The following is a 16,683-nucleotide window of genomic DNA, read 5'->3' on the forward strand; positions in this document are numbered from 1 at the left end:
AATACTAGTTATTGGTTGGCTATGTTTTTAATCATACCACCAAAAATGAAGTAATGGAAAGGAACAATACTATACCAATATAGTCTGCCTCTTAAACCACGAGGTCTGAATGTGGCAGTTTGATGTAATATGTTGTTTTCGTCTATTCTAAACTCTAACCACGCCTCACCTGGTAACTTCATTTCCGCAAATAATAGTAAGCGTTTGGCTTTTTTATCAGCCAAGAGTACTCGCCAGAAGTCAAGGGAGTCTCCTGCATATATGCGATCAGGATGTGTTCGACCACGTCTAAGTCCGACACCACCAGAAAGCTTATCTAAAAACCCCCTAATTTTCCAAAGCCAATTTCCGTAATACCAACCAGTTTCTCCACCAATACTCCAAATTCGTTCAAGTACTTCATCAGGATTATTAATCTTTAGTTGTTTAGCATCTTTTAACACTCCAAATTTAGGTACTTGTATGTGCTTTTCTATATTCTCATTAAACCTGCCACTTATCATACTGTCTTTCCAACTGCTGATAACTAAATTCTGTTCTATTTTTTTGAAGGCCATATCTATAGCCTCTATGTAAGTATGTGGTTTAATATTTAGAATTTCTTGTAGTCTTTTATCTTTGGCAATTACCTCTATTTTCATGCTGTCTACCAAATTCAAAGCTAACTTATAAGAGGTTGAGGTTACAAAATATAGCCAATACGAAGACAATTTAGGCGTCATGATTGGTACGGTTATAATCCAATTTTTGAAACCTCTAGCTTCAGCATATTTATGAAGCATTTCTTTATAGGTAAAAACATCTGGTCCTGCAATATCAAAAGAATCATTATAGGTTTTTTCATTGCCTAATACTCCTGTTAGAAAGGAAATTACATCGCGAATAGCAATGGGTTGCGTTTTGGTCAATACCCATTTAGGGGTAATCATAAAAGGAAGTTTTTCGCATAAGTCGCGAATTATTTCAAATGAAGAACTTCCCGAACCTACTATAATCCCAGCTCTTAAAACTGTTAGGTTAAAATTACCTTCATAGAGAATATCCTCAACATTTTTCCGAGATCTTAGGTGTTTCGATAAAACTGCATCATTTACGATTCCGCTTAAATAAATAACCTGTTGAATATTAGTGTTGGCTACAATTTTATTAAAATTACGTGCCGTTGTAGCCTCCAGTTCATCAAAATCATGAGTGGAGGTGCTCATGGAGTGTATTAAAAAATAGGCGGCATCAATATCTTTTGGTAGAATGTTCTCTTTTGGTTCTTTTAAAAAATCAATTTCAATCACCTCAATTTGTGCTCTTGTCTCCTTGTCTACGGATAATCTGGTTTCATCACGAACAGCACATACCACACTATGGCCCATTTCCATTAGAAGTGGCAAAAGTCGCATGCCAATATAGCCATTAGCACCAGTAAGTAATATTTTCATAAATCTTCTATAGAGGTTGGGGCATTATCCGCCTTATAGCCAATTATTTTCTTAAAGAATTTCTGCACTGCTTTGGTGTCCGATTCTACCTTTATAAAGTGGTGATCCCGATAAATGGAATAGACAGAAGCTTCGCCTTTATAAAGAGATAGTTTGTAATAAGGGATTACCAATGCAAATGTTTCTAAGAGCGAGCGAAATCGAATAATGATTCCTTTTGGTCGTAATTCAACATTGCAGGTATTCCTATTATTATCTAAAATCAGTAAATTCCGTATCTCAACACTAGTTTCGGTAATGATTAGTTTTGGGGAGCCAATACCATCCAACTCCCAACGTTCTTTTAACGTAAACGGCTTGCCTACTTGCTCATCAACCTTTCGGGTAATTTCTTTATTGTTATAAGATACGTTAAACAGCATGTTCGCTTTATTGGGTAGTTTTTATTAAAGTTAACCAAAAGACGAATGAATGCCGAATCTGTTTACCTTAAAAGCCTAAAAAATGATTAGTTTTGCAGGCTTAATTAAACGTTTTGATGAATATTCAAGAGGTACTATCACAGAAAGTAAAAGAAGCAGTACAATCTATCTATGGCAAAGAATTGCCATCGGTTGAATTTCAACCTACCCGAAAAGATTTTGAAGGAGATATTACCATTGTAGTATTCCCCATGTTGCGTGTTGTAAAAGGGAATCCTGTTCAAATAGGGGAGCAGATAGGCGCTTATTTACAAGAGCATGTAGAAGAGGTTTCTGGCTATAATGTCATTAAAGGCTTCTTAAATATCATCATTGATGATGTATTTTATTTGAATTTTTTCAATGCCATTAAAGAAACGCTTCATTTTGGATTTATAGAAGAATCAAAAGATGCTGTAATGGTAGAATATTCTTCGCCAAATACTAATAAACCACTTCACTTAGGGCACATTCGTAATAACCTCTTAGGATATTCCGTAGCTGAAATATTGAAAGCATCAGGTAAAAAAGTATATAAGACACAAATTATCAATGATCGTGGTATACATATTTGTAAAAGTATGGTGGCATGGCAAAAGTTCGGAAACGGAGAAACACCTGCTTCTACAGGATTGAAAGGTGATAAATTAGTGGGTAATTATTATGTGGCTTTTGATAAAGCATATAAAGAACAAATAGCACAATTAGTAGCTGAAGGTATTGACCAAAAAGTAGCTGAAAAAGAAACACCCATTTTACAGGAAGCGCAAGAAATGCTTTTAAAATGGGAAGCTGGCGAACCGGAAACCGTGGAACTTTGGAAAACCATGAACGGTTGGGTCTACAAAGGTTTTGAAGTGACGTATAAGAATTTAGGGGTTGATTTTGATACCTTGTATTATGAAAGTGATACCTACTTGTTAGGAAAAGATGTTGTTGCGGAAGGTCTTAAGCAAGGTGTTTTCTTTAAAAAGGAAGATGGCAGTGTTTGGATAGATTTGACCGAGGACGGATTAGATGAAAAAATAGTACTTCGTTCTGATGGTACGGCAGTCTATATGACCCAAGATATCGGGACAGCTATACAACGTGTTAAGGACCACCCAGACGTAAACGGTATGGTATATACTGTAGGTAATGAACAAGATTACCATTTTAAGGTACTTTTCTTAATACTTAAAAAACTTGGATTCTCTTGGTCTAATAAATTACACCATCTAAGTTATGGTATGGTCGATTTACCAAGTGGTAAAATGAAGAGTAGGGAAGGTACTGTGGTTGATGCCGATGATTTAATGGCCGATATGACCCAAACCGCTACAACCATTTCTGAAGAGTTAGGAAAACTTGAAGATTATAACGAGGAAGAAAAACAGTCACTTTATAAAATGATTGGTTTAGGAGCTTTAAAATACTACATTTTAAAAGTAGATCCTAAAAAACGAATTCTGTTTGACCCTGAAGAATCAGTAGATTTTCAGGGGAATACGGGTCCGTTTATTCAATATACGTACGCTAGAATTCAGTCTATTTTAAGAAAAGCTGAAAGTATGGGTATTGCTATTTCTAATAATGCTAATAACGTTGAGCTTCATTTAAAAGAAAAAGAGCTTATAAAGCAGCTTCAGTTATTTCCAGATACAATACAATTAGCAGCAGACAATTATAGTCCGGCGTTGATTGCCAATTACACGTATGATTTGGTAAAGGAATTCAATTCTTTTTATCAACAGGTATCTATACTTGGTGAGACTAATGAAGAGAAGCGAATGCTTCGTGTGCAATTATCAAATAAAGTAGCTGAGGTAATTCAAGATGCATTTAAGTTATTGGGTATTGAGGTTCCTGAGCGTATGTAATTCTAGAAACTTATCCTAAAACTAGCATTTGGTGTAAAGCCTAATGATACACGTTCAACAGTTTCTATACTATTATCATCTTGCAGTCTGTAATAGGTATTTAAGGTGTTTTTTCTATTGGTGAAATTTAGAATTGAAGCACCTAATGTCCCTTTCAATTTATCGCTAAATTTAATGGTGTAGGTTGCCGAAACATCTGCTCTAATATATTCAGGTAATCTGTTACTATTTGAACTTTCGTAATTTATCTCATTAGGGAATACGCTATTGTTTACAGGCTCACTGTCGTTTGGTTGCGTATAAGGCTTGCCAGATTTATAATTGAGTCCGAAACCTAGTTTTAAATTTCCGATAGTATAATTTCCAGCTAGTGTGATGGAATGTCTTATATCTAAATTATTTGGAAAAGATGCTGGTATTAAGGCATCGAAAGTATAATCATTTTTATTATAGGTGTAGCTCAGCCAAGCACTATAATCATTGTTTTTCGTATTGATTAAAAATTCTAATCCTTTTACGGCATAAGAACCTATTTCGCCATCAAATTGATTCTGATTTTGAAATCCTTGGGTATACACATTAATACCATCTACTTTTTTGTAAAATCCTTCTACACCCAAATAGAATGTATCGGTGTCGTAGTTAAAACCGATAGAGCCCTGTTTGCTTTTGGTGATTGGTAATGCATCACCATCAGATAAAATCCAACGCCTTTTTTCAATGCCAAGAAAATTTTGTTCTAAGTCAATTATTTGATTGGTAGCCTGACTTTTAAACTCTCCTAGAAGTTGTGTCTTGAAATTAGAAAATAACTCATAGGATAGATTAATGCGTGGTTCAAAAATATACTCTTTAAAAGTATTTACATTTTCAAAATAATTTAAACGCCCCCCTAATATGGCATAGAATTTTGAATTTTCAGAAGTGTATTTAAGTTCAGTAAACAAGGCATGTTTACGAATAACTCCTTTTATGTTGCTGGCAAATGGCGGTTGGTTAATGTTGGTTCTATTTTCGATTCCAGTTTCGGTTAATTCGTATCCGTTTATCCAATCAAGGCTTTCTATTGCTTTATAATTGGTAATCAATTTAATGCTAGATTCTTTTACAAGGTTGTTCTGATTTAATTCTTGCGATTCATTGTTGGTTACCGTAACTGCATCTAAGCCATATTGGGTATAATAAAAATGTAAATCTGTAGTGAAAATATCTGTCCATTCACTTTTAAATTGTGCCCCAATTGAACTATTGTCTTGATTTAAATTACTTCGATTTGGAGTGCTATTGCCTTCAATGTTTTCTAAGTAATTTAAATTATTACTCATATTAATCAAACTTACCAGAAGTTGGTGATAAGGATTTATTTCATAGATAAGCTTTGCTGTAAAGTCATAAAAATAGAACTCACTTTCTTGGTCTACTTCACTATCCTGAAATGCTTTATCTGAGAAAGTAGTATAGGTAGGTGTGTTTAAAAAGTCGGTATAAGACCTTCGAGCAGAAATTTGTATTGCCATATTTTCTTGTATGGGAATATGTCCAAAAATATCTCCAGATATTAAATTAAATCCAGCGCTACCCTTAATTTTTAAGGGAATGTTATTTGAAGTTTGCATAGCTATAGTGCCACTCAATCCGTCTCCGTAAAGCGCAGAAGTTCCATTTTTTATGACGTTGACATTGTTTGTTACATACGGATTGAAGGCAGATATTAGGCCGAAAAAATGGCCTGTTTGGTACATTTTAATTCCATCCCATAAAATTAGATTTTGGTCATTTGTGCCACCTCTAATATTAATATCCGATACGGTTTCATCAACACTCTTTATGCCAGGAAGTGCTTGAACGGTTTGCAGTACATCTGGTTCGCTAACTCCAGGTAATATTCCGAATTTTTCAATGTTAAGCTCAATACTAGCATCTTTTAATTGATTAAGACCAGTAGTAAGAAATTGGGATACAACCACTTCATCTAATTCTTGATAGCTTAAGGCCATGGCTATTTTTTTACAATCGGCAGTATTTGCAAATTCTTTGGCTTCGATGAACAAGGGTTTATAACCAATATGTTTAAAATGAACCAGTGAATTTTTCGGCACATTTTCAAAATTAAATTCACCATTGGTATTTGTGATGCTTGCTAAATTTGATTCAAATATTTCAACAGTTGCACCTGGTATGGTATTTTCTTCGAAATTATCAAGTACATAACCGCAAATTGAAATTGTTGAAGTGTTTGTTAAGGAATAATATCGGTTATTTAATTTAACGATAGTTAAGGCTGTTGTAGTTCGTATATGCTCTAGAGTAGGTTCAAGAGTATCATAATTGGGTTTTGTTAAGCGAATGGAAGAAACATCTTTATCAGCGTAAGAGAACTTAACATTGTACTCAGTTTCGAGTTGTACTAGTAAATCTGTCAATAATATGGAATTGTCAGTTTTATTCTGAGCAAGACAAGTTAGGCCGCATAGCAGCAAAGAAATCAAAAAAAATAAATTGTTAAGGTGCTTTTTCGTCATAGAACAGCACTTTATTCCCATCTAAGTTAAACTTAATTTGTAAAGGAACACTTATGCTTTTAAGGGCGAGTTCAAGATTTTCATTACTGAAGGATCCAGAGAATAATTGAGTGGTATTAATATTTTCTGTGGTTATCTCAATGTTATATTGACGTTGTAATTCATCTAATACATAGTTTAAGGGAATACTTTTAAAAGAACTTTCGTTCGATAGCCATGAAGGTTTCCCGTTAATGGCTGCTTTTAACATGGAGCTTTTTCCATTTAGCATTAACAATGAGTTTCCGGCTGGTAATTTTGTTTCTTCTCCATCAATTGTTACACTTACTAAACCTTCGAAGCAAGTAACCTCAAAATAGTCTCTTCTAGTTTCTACATTAAATAGGGTTCCTAATACAGTTACTAGGCCTTGGTCTGTAGCTACGGTAAATTTCTTTCCTTTAGCTACTTTAAAATAGGCTTCGCCTTTAAGATCAACATTTCTATTAGTGTCCCATTTATTTTTACTAAAAGCTAATTCTGACTCAGCGTTCAGAATAACTTCAGAGGTGTCAGGTAACGAAATAGTTTTATTCTCAGCAAAGTCTGTACTGAACGATTCGCTCAAAGTGCTTAAGTAAAAGAATGAACCCGTAAGTAAAACTGCTATGATGGCGGCAACACGTAAAAATTTCTTAAATGGAGATAGTATAAAAACTTTAGTTTCTTTTTCTGTTTTATGTTCGTCAATAGTTTCCCATGCTTTATCCATATCAAATTCAGGTGATTCTAACTGTGAAGAAGACTCCTTAATTTGTTGATATGTTTCATATGCTTCAGATTTTTTGAATTCCGCCAATTCAGCTTCGGTCAATTCATCATTAAGCCATTTTGCTAAGTAATTGTCCTGCATATTTTTAGCTTTATATAGTATTAACAACTAGGATTGAAAAAACCCTACTTCTATTCTTTTTATTATTTACTTTCCAACAACCAACAACCAACAACCAACAACCAACAACCATCATATTCCATCAATTTGCTCCCGTAGGCTTTTGAGTGCTAAATGCATTCTTTTTTCTATTGCTTTTACACTTACGCCCTCCATTTCTGCGATTTCAGCATATTTTTTTCCATCAATTCTATTCAGTAAAAAGGTAGTGCGTTGGTTTTCTGGCAGACTGTTCAGGGCATTATCCAGCTTTTTCTTGAATTGGCTTTCTTCCATAAGAAACTCCGGAGTTTCATTGGTGGTCTTCAACGAACTATCGGCATATTTCAAGCGTACTTTTTCTGCCTTTATAACATTCAAGTATACATTATTGGCTACGGTATATAAATAAGATTTTGCTTTCCCAGGAGCAACCTTAGAACAATTCTCCCAAAGCTTTACAAAAGCTTCCTGTACAGCATCATTGGCTTTTTCTTCGTTACCGAATTTGTAATAAATGTAATTGAAGATCGTTTTAGACGTTTCATTAAAAACCCTTTTATAGACCTGCTCTTCACATACATTTAAATGTTCTTCTGCTTTCAATGGATTGCTTTTTATCAAAGATATTTTAAAAAAAATAAAAATGAAGGTAGGGTATTTTTAAAGTCGGTTGTTTTAGAAACATAATAACAAACAATACCAAGTCATTATGAAAAAGATTTATAATTACGCAATGTACGTTAGCCTACTAACAATTGCACTAAGTTTTACTGCTTGCCAAGATGAGTTCGAAGAAATAAATACGGGAGAGGAACCTACGGCAATCACTGCCAATTCTTCTACGGCAGATTTAATTCAACGAACAAGCTCTAATGATGGTTCATGTGATAATATAGTAGATGGTACAAGTTGCTTTGAAATAAACTTTCCATATACCGTTGAGGTTAATGGACTTGTACTTACCATTGAATCTGAGGATGATCTTGACCAAATTGAAGAGATATTTGACAGTATAGAGGATGATGAAAACTTGTTGGATATTATATTTCCAATTACAGTTACAGCGGGAGATTTCTCTGAAATTACCATAAACGGATTAGAAGATTTACGTGAACTGGCGGCTGAATGTAAAGAAGGTGGCGATGATGACGATATAGAATGCATCGATTTTGTCTACCCAATAACCCTGTTCACCTTTAATGTGAATTTAGAGCAAACTAGCTCTGTTGTGGTAGAAAGTGATCGCGATTTAAGATTGTTCTTTAAAGATTTGGGTGATGATAATTTAATCAGTTTTGATTTTCCTATTTCATTAAAATTATATGATGAAACTATTATATCTGTTGCGAATAATGAAGAATTGGCGACTGCTATCGAGAATGCAAAAGATATGTGCGATGAAGACGACGATGATGATTATAATGATGATGATTTCGATGAGGATGAATTTAAAAATGAATTAATTGAATGTGTTTGGTTCGTTACAGAATTTAAAAGAAATGATGTTGACCAGACCCCACAATATGTAAACTATATTTTAAACTTTAAAGAAGATGGTACGGTGGTAACAGGTTTTACAGGAGCCACTACTGTTGAAGGTACTTGGAGCACTACAGTAGGTGATGACGGAGCAAAACTTACCATGGAATTTGAGGCCTCTACCGATTTTAACCTAGAATGGAATGTTTATGATCTAGGTGATGATAAAATTAAACTGTACAACAATGATAGTAACCGAATTGTTATGAAACAATTTTGTGAACAAGATTTGCCAGAGGTAACAGTTGAAAGCATCACAGAAACATTGAGAGATTGTACTTGGGTAATTAAAACAGTTAAGAACAACGGAGATCAAATTGATAGATTGGTGGGTAACGAGTTTGAATTTCAAGCTGATGGAGTTATCACATTATCTAATGATAATACTGTATCTGAAGGTACGTGGGCAATAACAACCAATACACAAGGTAGGTTTGTAGTTGCCATTACCATGGGTGATGAAGGTGCGGTAAGTTTTGAGTGGTTGTTGACAGACCTAAAAGAAAGAATCATTAAGTTCAATATTGAAGAAACTTTTTATGAATTGGTAATCGTCAAAAAATGTATCGATGATGATGAAGAGGAAGAAGATATCACATTCGTAAAAAATAAATTTAATGATACCGAATGGGATGTGGCTTATTTCGCTGAAAACAATGATGAGTCTACAGACCTTTTTGCAGATGTAAAATTGTATTTGGACAATGATGGAAGTTTAGAAGTAAGAAACCTAAATGGTGAAATTTATAGTAATGGTAGCTGGTTTGTATATAGAAATGCCTTTAGTGGTAAATTAGAAATGATCATTTCTTTTGAAACCGGTAGTAATTACCTGCCATTGGCAAACGATTACCAGATTCTGGAGATAGATGATATGAGATTAGAGCTTAAACATGAAAACGAAACTGGTTTATACGACCACTTAGTTTTAGAAAAATAATAAAAGTAAAGCATCCAGAAATATACCGTTAACAGTAAAGAGTTGGGCCTCGTTGGCGGTATTGATGGAGGTTTTAACCCAGGAGTTTATGAAAATGTAATTCCTTTTTTGCCCCACAAGTAACTTTAGAGCATCCATTTTTTAATGGGTGCTCTTTTGTTTTGTATATTTTAGGGTTCTTGCAACAGAATTAGCATTGATATTATTAAATTTGTACCCCCTTAAAAAAGAAAAGAATGTTCGATAATTTAAGCGATAAGCTAGATAAAGCTCTACATGTACTAAAAGGTCATGGTCAGATCACAGAAATTAATGTTGCCGAAACTACCAAAGAAGTACGGCGAGCCTTATTAGATGCGGATGTTAACTTTAAAATAGCTAAAGAGTTTACCAATAGGGTAAAAGAAAAGGCATTGGGGCAAAACGTATTAACGACTTTACAGCCAGGTCAGTTAATGGTTAAGATCGTAAAGGATGAACTTACCCAATTAATGGGAGGTGAATCTGAAGGAATCAACCTTTCTGGTAACCCTTCGATTATATTGATGTCAGGTTTACAAGGTTCTGGTAAAACTACCTTTTCGGGTAAGCTTGCAAATTTCCTAAAAACTAAAAAATCTAAAAATCCACTATTGGTCGCTTGTGATGTTTATCGTCCTGCGGCTATAGATCAGTTACATGTTGTTGGTGACCAAATTGGAGTTCCAGTATATTCTGATCGTGATAATACTGACCCAGTTTCTATTGCCAAAGCAGGTGTTGCCAAAGCAAAAGCAGAAGGTTATAATGTTGTTATTATTGATACTGCTGGTCGTTTAGCGGTCGATGATAAAATGATGGCAGAGATATCTGACATTCATAAAGAGATACAACCGCAAGAAACGTTATTCGTTGTCGATTCAATGACCGGTCAAGATGCTGTTAATACGGCTAAGGCTTTCAATGATATCTTGAATTTTGACGGTGTTATCTTAACCAAATTAGATGGTGATACACGCGGTGGTGCAGCAATATCCATCAAGTCTGTTGTAGATAAGCCAATTAAGTTCATTGGTACCGGTGAAAAGATGGAGGCGATAGATATATTCTATCCTTCACGTATGGCTGACCGTATTTTGGGCATGGGTGATGTTATTTCCCTTGTTGAAAGAGCTCAAGAGCAGTTTGATGAAGAGGAGGCTAGAAAGATTCAAAAGAAAATTGCCAAAAATAAATTCGGATTCGATGATTTCCTGAGCCAGATTCAGCAAATTAAGAAAATGGGTAATATGAAAGACCTTATGGGGATGATACCTGGTGCCGGTAAAGCCTTAAAGGGATTGGATATTGATGACGATGCCTTTAAGCATATTGAGGCTATCATTTATTCTATGACTCCAGATGAACGTTCAACACCCTCAAAATTAAATGCGAGTAGAAAAAAGAGAATTGCTAAAGGTGCAGGTAGAGAAGTACAAGAGATAAATCAGTTATTGAAGCAATTCGACCAAATGAGCAAAATGATGAAGATGATGCAAGGCGGTGGCGGTAAGAAAATGATGCAGATGATGGGTGCTATGAAAGGAATGAAATAATAAGCGAACAACACAAATTTAAAAGATACGGATATGGAATTATTGGATGGTAAAAAAGTATCCAATCAGATTAAAGAAGAAATCAAGGCTGAGGTTGCTAAGATGAGGGAGAGAGGTGAGAAAGTACCTCACCTAGCTGCTATTATTGTGGGTAGTGATGGCGCAAGTTTAACCTATGTGGGCAGTAAAGTTCGTTCTTGTGAGCGTGTGGGTTTTGAATCGACCCTTATACAAATGCCCAGTACAACTTCCGAGCAAGAGTTGTTGAAAAAGATAAGGGAATTGAATCTTGATGATGATATCGATGGCTTTATAGTTCAATTGCCTTTGCCAGAGCAAATTGATACGCAAAAGGTGATTATGGCCGTTGATCCAGATAAAGATGTTGACGGGTTTCACCCAACCAATTTTGGTAAGATGGCTTTGGATATGAGTACATTCATTCCAGCAACTCCATTTGGTATATTAGAACTTTTAGAGCGTTATAAAGTAGATACAAAAGGTAAGCACACTGTTGTTATTGGTCGTAGTCATATAGTAGGCAGGCCAATGAGTATTTTAATGGGTAGAAAAGGATGGCCGGGAAATTCTACAGTAACCCTTACCCATAGTCACACTAAGAATATTACCCAAATTATTTCACAAGCTGATATTGTTATATCTGCTTTAGGTGTGCCAAATTTCTTGAAAGCTGAAATGGTGAAAGATGAAGCGGTCGTCATTGATGTAGGTATCACAAGAGTACCAGATGAAACAAAAGAAAAAGGATACTATATAACAGGTGATGTTGACTTTGAGAACGTAAGTAAAAAAGCATCTTTTATTACACCAGTCCCAGGTGGAGTTGGACCAATGACAATAGCTATGTTGTTAAAGAATACACTTTTAGCTAGAGAACGACATAGAAATAGAAATTAATTCTTTTATATAAAAAACCCGACACTTAGAATGTTGGGTTTTTTTAGCTCCTATATCAAAACCAATTAATCAGCGATTTCGATTTTATTAACAAGGTTAAATTGAAGTTTTCTGTTGGTTGACTCCAGTTTCGGTAGAATCGTTAGGAGTTAAAATATCAATGTCATTACTGTCATCATAATCGCAGCTAGCTATGGTCGTAACCATACTGACTATGAATAATATAACTAAAATTTTTTTCATACTGCTTTATTTTGGAGCGTTTAATAAAAGAATAGGATGACAATGTCATAGTTTATATTAGAACGTTTTTATAGTTCATGTTGTATTTTTTTTAAATAAAATCTATTATTTTTAATTGAAACAGTATTACTTAATAAGGTAAGAATTACACATATTTTTAAAGAATTAATTGTCAAATGCGTAAATAACACTGCACAATTTCAAAAAGATGAATTTATTAAAAAAACCATGCTACTTTTTAGTAGCTTTTAAGTTTTTTCTGAACTTAAATAGTAAGTAGCTCTATCAGTTGCTTAATTACATGAGGTAATTCAATTTTTTTGTACTAACAATAAATATGAGATTAAAACACTTTTTTGATTCTTCGGTAGATATGCTTTGTATTGCAAATTACGAGGGTTATTTTGTAGATATAAATCCTGCATTCATTAGTTTACTTGGGTATACAAAAGAAGAATTACTGTCAAGGAAAATAAATGATTTTGTCTACAAACACGATAAAGAATCTACACAAGGTATTCGGGAGGGAATTCATAAGAATGAAAAACTGATCAACTTTCAAAATAGGTATGTAACTAAATCCGGAGAAATAGTATGGCTCTCATGGAGTGCTGTTCCTGTTGAAGAGGAAAAAATGGTGTATGCTATCGCTAAGGACGTTACGCAAGAAATGAGCCTTAAAGATGAGCGTACGGTGGAGTTGGCGAAGCTTAAAACTGTCAATGAAAATTTAGTTCGATTAAATTATACCACATCACATGACTTAAGGGCACCGGTGAATAATTTGATTTCTCTTTTTGATTTATTGGATTTTAATAAGATTAATGATCAAGATACAACGCAAGTATTGCGTTATATGAAAATTTCGGCAAAAGGAGTAAAGGAATCTTTAGAGAATTATTTAGATTTAATCGACAATGCCGGCAAGAGCTCCAATAGTCTTAGTGAAGTTTTTTTTGATGGTATATTGTCTAAAATAAAGAATAATTTAGGTTTTATACTGAGTGGTTCCAAGGCGCAAATTACGAGTGATTTTTCGGCTTGCGAAAGTGTTGTTTTTGATAAGGCTTATATGGAAAGTATATTTTTAAATTTAATCACTAACTCGGTTAAATATAATATACCAGGTATTTCTCCAGAGATTGAAATACAGACACAAATTAAGGATGGCCATAAGCAATTAATTTTCAAGGATTATGGAAAAGGTTTTGACCTAGAGAAACAAGGGGATAAGATATTTGGTCTTAATCAACGTTTCGATACAACTCGAGAGGGAAAAGGGGTTGGCCTTTATTTGATTCAGAATCAATTGAACAGTATAGGCGGTGTTATATCAGTAGATAGTGAACCTAATAAAGGAGCTACTTTTTGCATTACATTTCCTGTCTAAGGGATCAGAATGCCTAGCTCAAATTATTATTTTAAAATAAACTTTTCTCAAAGTTTATGATAGTGAAATGAATATTTATCTTTAAGGGAATAATCAACCTTCATCATGAAAAAGCAAATATTTTTTTTAGGGATTCTAAGTTGTCTAATATTTAGTTGTGAAAAGGTCGTTAAGCCAGTTCATGATATCAATGTCATTTTCGATGAGAGTTTAAGCAATACCCAATTAGATGGTAGATTGTTGTTAATGTTGTCTACAGATGATAGTGATGAACCTCGTTTTCAAATTAACGATGGTTTAAATACTCAAATTATTTTTGGAGTTAACGTAAATGATTGGGCACCAAATACGCCAATTACTTTCGATGCTTCAGTATTTGGATACCCTTATTCAAGTTTAAAAGAAATTCCACCTGGCGAATATAATGTGCAAGCCCTTTTAAATGTGTATGAAACTTTTGATCTGGCTACAGGGCAAACAGTAAAATTGCCGATGGATAATGGTGAGGGGCAGCAATGGCAGCGTTCCCCTGGTAATTTATATAGTACTCCGTTTAAGATTAGAATAGCGAGTAATGGTATACAGAATGTCTCGGTTACTTTGGATCAAGAGATACCACCTATAGAGGAACCAAAAGATACAGAGTGGATTAAGCATATAAAAGTAAAGTCAGAAAAACTATCTGAATTTTGGGGGCGAGATACTTATTTAGGAGCTCATGTTTTACTTCCAAAGGGATTTGATGAGCATCCGGAAGCTAAATACCCACTAATGGTTTTTCATGGTCATTTTCCTTCTGATTTTGGTGGATTCAGAACTACTCCGCCAGATCCTAAAATGAAACCAGAGTTTTCAGAGCGTTTTAATTTAGAAGGGTACAATGTTATTGAGCAACAGGAAGCATACGATTTTTATAAACGATGGAATGAGCCAGATTTTCCTCGTTTCATTATAATTGAAATTCAACATCCTACACCATATTATGACGATTCTTATGCTGTAAATTCTGCAAGTCAAGGTCCTTATGGCGATGCGATTACTTATGAGTTGATTCCCGAAATAGAAAAACAATTCAGGGGAATGGGTGAAGGTTGGTCACGTTTCTTGTACGGAGGTTCTACGGGTGGTTGGGAAGCCTTAGCGGTACAGGTTAATTATCCTGAAGAGTACAACGGTTGTTTTGCTGCTTGTCCTGATCCTATTGATTTTAGGGCATATGCATTAACGAATATATATGAAGATGACAATGCATACTATTACCCGAGCGCCCATAAGAAGTTAGAAGTGCCTTCGCATCGTAATTACTTAGGTCAATTACAATCTACGTTGAAGCAGGGCAACCATTTAGAATTAGTTTTAGGGGATAAGTCTAGGTCAGGCCAACAATGGGATATTTGGGAAGCAACGTATTCGCCACAGGGTGATGATGGCTACCCGGTAAGAATATGGGACAAAAAGACAGGAAAGATAAACCATAAAGTTGCCGAGTATTGGAAGGAGAATTTTGATTTACGACATATTTTGGAACGTGATTGGGATAAGCTGGGTGACAATCTAAAAGGTAAAATTCATATTTACTGTGGTGACATGGATAATTACTATTTGAACAATGCGGTATATCTAATGGAAGACTTTCTAGAAAGTACCACTGAGCCCTACTATGAAGGTGAAGTTTTATACGGTGACCGAGCAGAACACTGCTGGAACGGAGATCCGGAGTTGCCTAATGCTATAACTCGTTTACGATATAATAGTATGTATGTACCTAAAATTATGGAACGTATTGCGACAAGCGCCCCGGAAGGAGCCGATTTAACTAGTTGGAGGTATGAATAAATTTAGTTGATAATACCTTTAAGGTAATTAATTGTAGAATTCAAAATAGAATATGAAATATAGAAGATTCGGGCGTACCGATTGGCAAGTTAGTGAAGTAGGTTATGGCATGTGGGGCATGGCTGGTTGGACGGCCAGTGATGATGAACAATCAGAAAAGTCATTAGATTTAGCGGTTGAAAACGGAATTAATTTTTTCGATACGGCTTGGGGTTACGGTGAAGGTCATAGTGAAGAATTGTTAGGGGAATTGGTAAAAAGACACCCTTCAAAAAAAATCTATACCGCTAGTAAAATACCACCTAAGAATTTTCAGTGGCCAGCGAAACCTGAATATGCTTTTGAAGATTCTTATCCGACAGCACATATTATGGATTATACCCATAAGACTTTGAAAAACTTAGGATTGGAACAAATAGATCTTATGCAATTTCACACATGGGATGATGTTTGGAGTGAAAGAGAAGAGTGGCAACGTGCTATTGAAGATTTAAAGACTTCTGGGAAGATTTCTGCGATGGGTATAAGTATGAACCGTTGGGAGCCAGAAAATGGAATTAAAGCTTTAAAAACCGGACTCTTAGATGCGGTTCAGGTGATTTATAATATATTTGACCAAGCACCGGTTGATACTCTTTTTCCTTTATGTAAAGAGATGGATATTGCTACGATAGCACGCGTACCTTTTGATGAGGGTACATTGACGGGGACAATGACAAAGGAGACTACTTTTCCTGAAGGTGATTGGCGTGGCACTTATTTTGTGCCTGAAAATTTAATTTCTTCGGTAGAACATGCAGATGCCTTAAGACCATTAATTCCTGAAGGGATGACCATGGCTGAGATGGCACTACGTTTTATCTTAATGAACGATAATGTGGGTACAACAATACCTGGTATGCGTAAGCAACGTAATGTGCTAGCGAATACAGCAACAAGTGATGGTAATGTACTGTCTTCTGAATTATATGAAGAATTAAAAAAGCATAGATGGGATAGAGTACCTACTTCATGGTCTCAATAATTCCATTAAATAAATGTTTACTTAACTAAAA

13 protein-coding genes are annotated in these 16,683 nt (G+C 34.9%); 7 read left to right on the forward strand and 6 right to left on the reverse strand.

Going from position 1 to position 16,683, the window contains the following annotated elements; genetic code table 11:
• Nucleotides 1–8 precede the first annotated feature (8 nt).
• Both AAC084_RS07550 and AAC084_RS07555 read right to left on the reverse strand, forming a co-directional pair.
• The gene (locus AAC084_RS07550) at nt 9–1,433 is read right to left on the reverse strand and encodes an SDR family oxidoreductase (RefSeq protein ID WP_339839012.1); all 1,425 of its coding nucleotides are present in this window, start codon (nt 1,431–1,433) and stop codon (nt 9–11) included.
• A complete protein-coding gene (locus AAC084_RS07555) occupies nt 1,430–1,855 on the reverse strand; it encodes a hypothetical protein (protein WP_339839014.1) in 426 nt (141 codons plus the stop codon). The genes AAC084_RS07550 and AAC084_RS07555 overlap by 4 nt, the downstream gene beginning before the upstream one ends.
• Before the next feature lie 116 nt (nt 1,856–1,971).
• On the opposite strand from AAC084_RS07555, the gene argS reads away from it, so the two are divergent.
• Complete coding sequence (gene argS, locus AAC084_RS07560) at nt 1,972–3,753, forward strand: arginine--tRNA ligase (protein ID WP_339839017.1); 1,782 nt, start codon at nt 1,972–1,974, stop codon at nt 3,751–3,753.
• Between the two features lie 2 nt (nt 3,754–3,755).
• On the opposite strand, the gene AAC084_RS07565 is transcribed toward argS, so the two are convergent.
• The 3 genes from AAC084_RS07565 to AAC084_RS07575 all read right to left on the reverse strand — a co-directional run bounded on the left by AAC084_RS07565 (nt 3,756) and on the right by AAC084_RS07575 (nt 7,791).
• A complete protein-coding gene (locus tag AAC084_RS07565; protein ID WP_339839019.1) occupies nt 3,756–6,275 on the reverse strand; it encodes a carboxypeptidase-like regulatory domain-containing protein in 2,520 nt (839 codons plus the stop codon).
• Entirely contained in the window at nt 6,256–7,167 is a 912-nt protein-coding gene (locus AAC084_RS07570) for a FecR domain-containing protein (RefSeq protein ID WP_339839023.1), read from the reverse strand. The genes AAC084_RS07565 and AAC084_RS07570 overlap by 20 nt, the downstream gene beginning before the upstream one ends.
• Before the next feature lie 111 nt (nt 7,168–7,278).
• Nucleotides 7,279–7,791: a sigma-70 family RNA polymerase sigma factor gene (locus AAC084_RS07575; RefSeq protein WP_339839025.1), complete on the reverse strand. Its 513-nt coding sequence runs from the start codon at nt 7,789–7,791 to the stop codon at nt 7,279–7,281.
• Between the two features lie 106 nt (nt 7,792–7,897).
• On the opposite strand from AAC084_RS07575, the gene AAC084_RS07580 reads away from it, so the two are divergent.
• The 3 genes from AAC084_RS07580 to AAC084_RS07590 all read left to right on the forward strand — a co-directional run bounded on the left by AAC084_RS07580 (nt 7,898) and on the right by AAC084_RS07590 (nt 12,159).
• Nucleotides 7,898–9,667 carry a hypothetical protein gene (locus AAC084_RS07580; RefSeq protein ID WP_339839028.1) on the forward strand — a complete coding sequence of 590 codons (1,770 nt, stop codon included), beginning with the start codon at nt 7,898–7,900 and terminating at the stop codon, nt 9,665–9,667.
• A gap of 236 nt (nt 9,668–9,903) precedes the next feature.
• Nucleotides 9,904–11,241, forward strand: coding sequence for a signal recognition particle protein (gene ffh, locus AAC084_RS07585; protein ID WP_339839031.1), 1,338 nt, complete (start codon nt 9,904–9,906; stop codon nt 11,239–11,241).
• Nucleotides 11,242–11,274: 33 nt separating this feature from the next.
• Nucleotides 11,275–12,159 (forward strand): bifunctional 5,10-methylenetetrahydrofolate dehydrogenase/5,10-methenyltetrahydrofolate cyclohydrolase, encoded by an 885-nt coding sequence (locus tag AAC084_RS07590; RefSeq protein WP_339839035.1) that lies wholly within the window; start codon nt 11,275–11,277, stop codon nt 12,157–12,159.
• A 96-nt stretch (nt 12,160–12,255) separates the two neighbouring features.
• Here the strand turns inward: AAC084_RS07590 and AAC084_RS07595 are convergent, their stop codons facing one another.
• Nucleotides 12,256–12,402 carry a hypothetical protein gene (locus AAC084_RS07595; protein WP_339839038.1) on the reverse strand — a complete coding sequence of 49 codons (147 nt, stop codon included), beginning with the start codon at nt 12,400–12,402 and terminating at the stop codon, nt 12,256–12,258.
• A 337-nt stretch (nt 12,403–12,739) separates the two neighbouring features.
• Here AAC084_RS07595 and AAC084_RS07600 point away from each other — a divergent pair, with 337 nt between their 5' ends.
• From AAC084_RS07600 to AAC084_RS07610, 3 genes are all read left to right on the forward strand, one after another.
• On the forward strand, nt 12,740–13,792 hold the full coding sequence (locus AAC084_RS07600) for a PAS domain-containing sensor histidine kinase (RefSeq protein WP_339839041.1): 1,053 nt from the start codon (nt 12,740–12,742) through the stop codon (nt 13,790–13,792).
• A 105-nt stretch (nt 13,793–13,897) separates the two neighbouring features.
• Entirely contained in the window at nt 13,898–15,628 is a 1,731-nt protein-coding gene (locus AAC084_RS07605; RefSeq protein WP_339839044.1) for an alpha/beta hydrolase-fold protein, read from the forward strand.
• Nucleotides 15,629–15,680: 52 nt separating this feature from the next.
• Nucleotides 15,681–16,652, forward strand: coding sequence for an aldo/keto reductase (locus AAC084_RS07610; protein ID WP_339839046.1), 972 nt, complete (start codon nt 15,681–15,683; stop codon nt 16,650–16,652).
• The last annotated feature ends 31 nt before the right edge of the window (nt 16,653–16,683 follow it).

Origin of the sequence: uncultured Maribacter sp., assembly GCF_963977385.1 — a bacterium.
Lineage (GTDB): Bacteria > Bacteroidota > Bacteroidia > Flavobacteriales > Flavobacteriaceae > Maribacter.

Coding starts and splice junctions, on each gene's coding strand:
- AAC084_RS07550 (WP_339839012.1), bottom strand. CDS start 1,433: ATGAAAATATTACTTACTGGTGCTAATGGCTATATTGGCATGCGACTT.
- AAC084_RS07555 (WP_339839014.1), bottom strand. CDS start 1,855: ATGCTGTTTAACGTATCTTATAACAATAAAGAAATTACCCGAAAGGTT.
- argS (WP_339839017.1), top strand. CDS start 1,972: ATGAATATTCAAGAGGTACTATCACAGAAAGTAAAAGAAGCAGTACAA.
- AAC084_RS07565 (WP_339839019.1), bottom strand. CDS start 6,275: ATGACGAAAAAGCACCTTAACAATTTATTTTTTTTGATTTCTTTGCTG.
- AAC084_RS07570 (WP_339839023.1), bottom strand. CDS start 7,167: ATGCAGGACAATTACTTAGCAAAATGGCTTAATGATGAATTGACCGAA.
- AAC084_RS07580 (WP_339839028.1), top strand. CDS start 7,898: ATGAAAAAGATTTATAATTACGCAATGTACGTTAGCCTACTAACAATT.
- ffh (WP_339839031.1), top strand. CDS start 9,904: ATGTTCGATAATTTAAGCGATAAGCTAGATAAAGCTCTACATGTACTA.
- AAC084_RS07590 (WP_339839035.1), top strand. CDS start 11,275: ATGGAATTATTGGATGGTAAAAAAGTATCCAATCAGATTAAAGAAGAA.
- AAC084_RS07595 (WP_339839038.1), bottom strand. CDS start 12,402: ATGAAAAAAATTTTAGTTATATTATTCATAGTCAGTATGGTTACGACC.
- AAC084_RS07600 (WP_339839041.1), top strand. CDS start 12,740: ATGAGATTAAAACACTTTTTTGATTCTTCGGTAGATATGCTTTGTATT.
- AAC084_RS07605 (WP_339839044.1), top strand. CDS start 13,898: ATGAAAAAGCAAATATTTTTTTTAGGGATTCTAAGTTGTCTAATATTT.
- AAC084_RS07610 (WP_339839046.1), top strand. CDS start 15,681: ATGAAATATAGAAGATTCGGGCGTACCGATTGGCAAGTTAGTGAAGTA.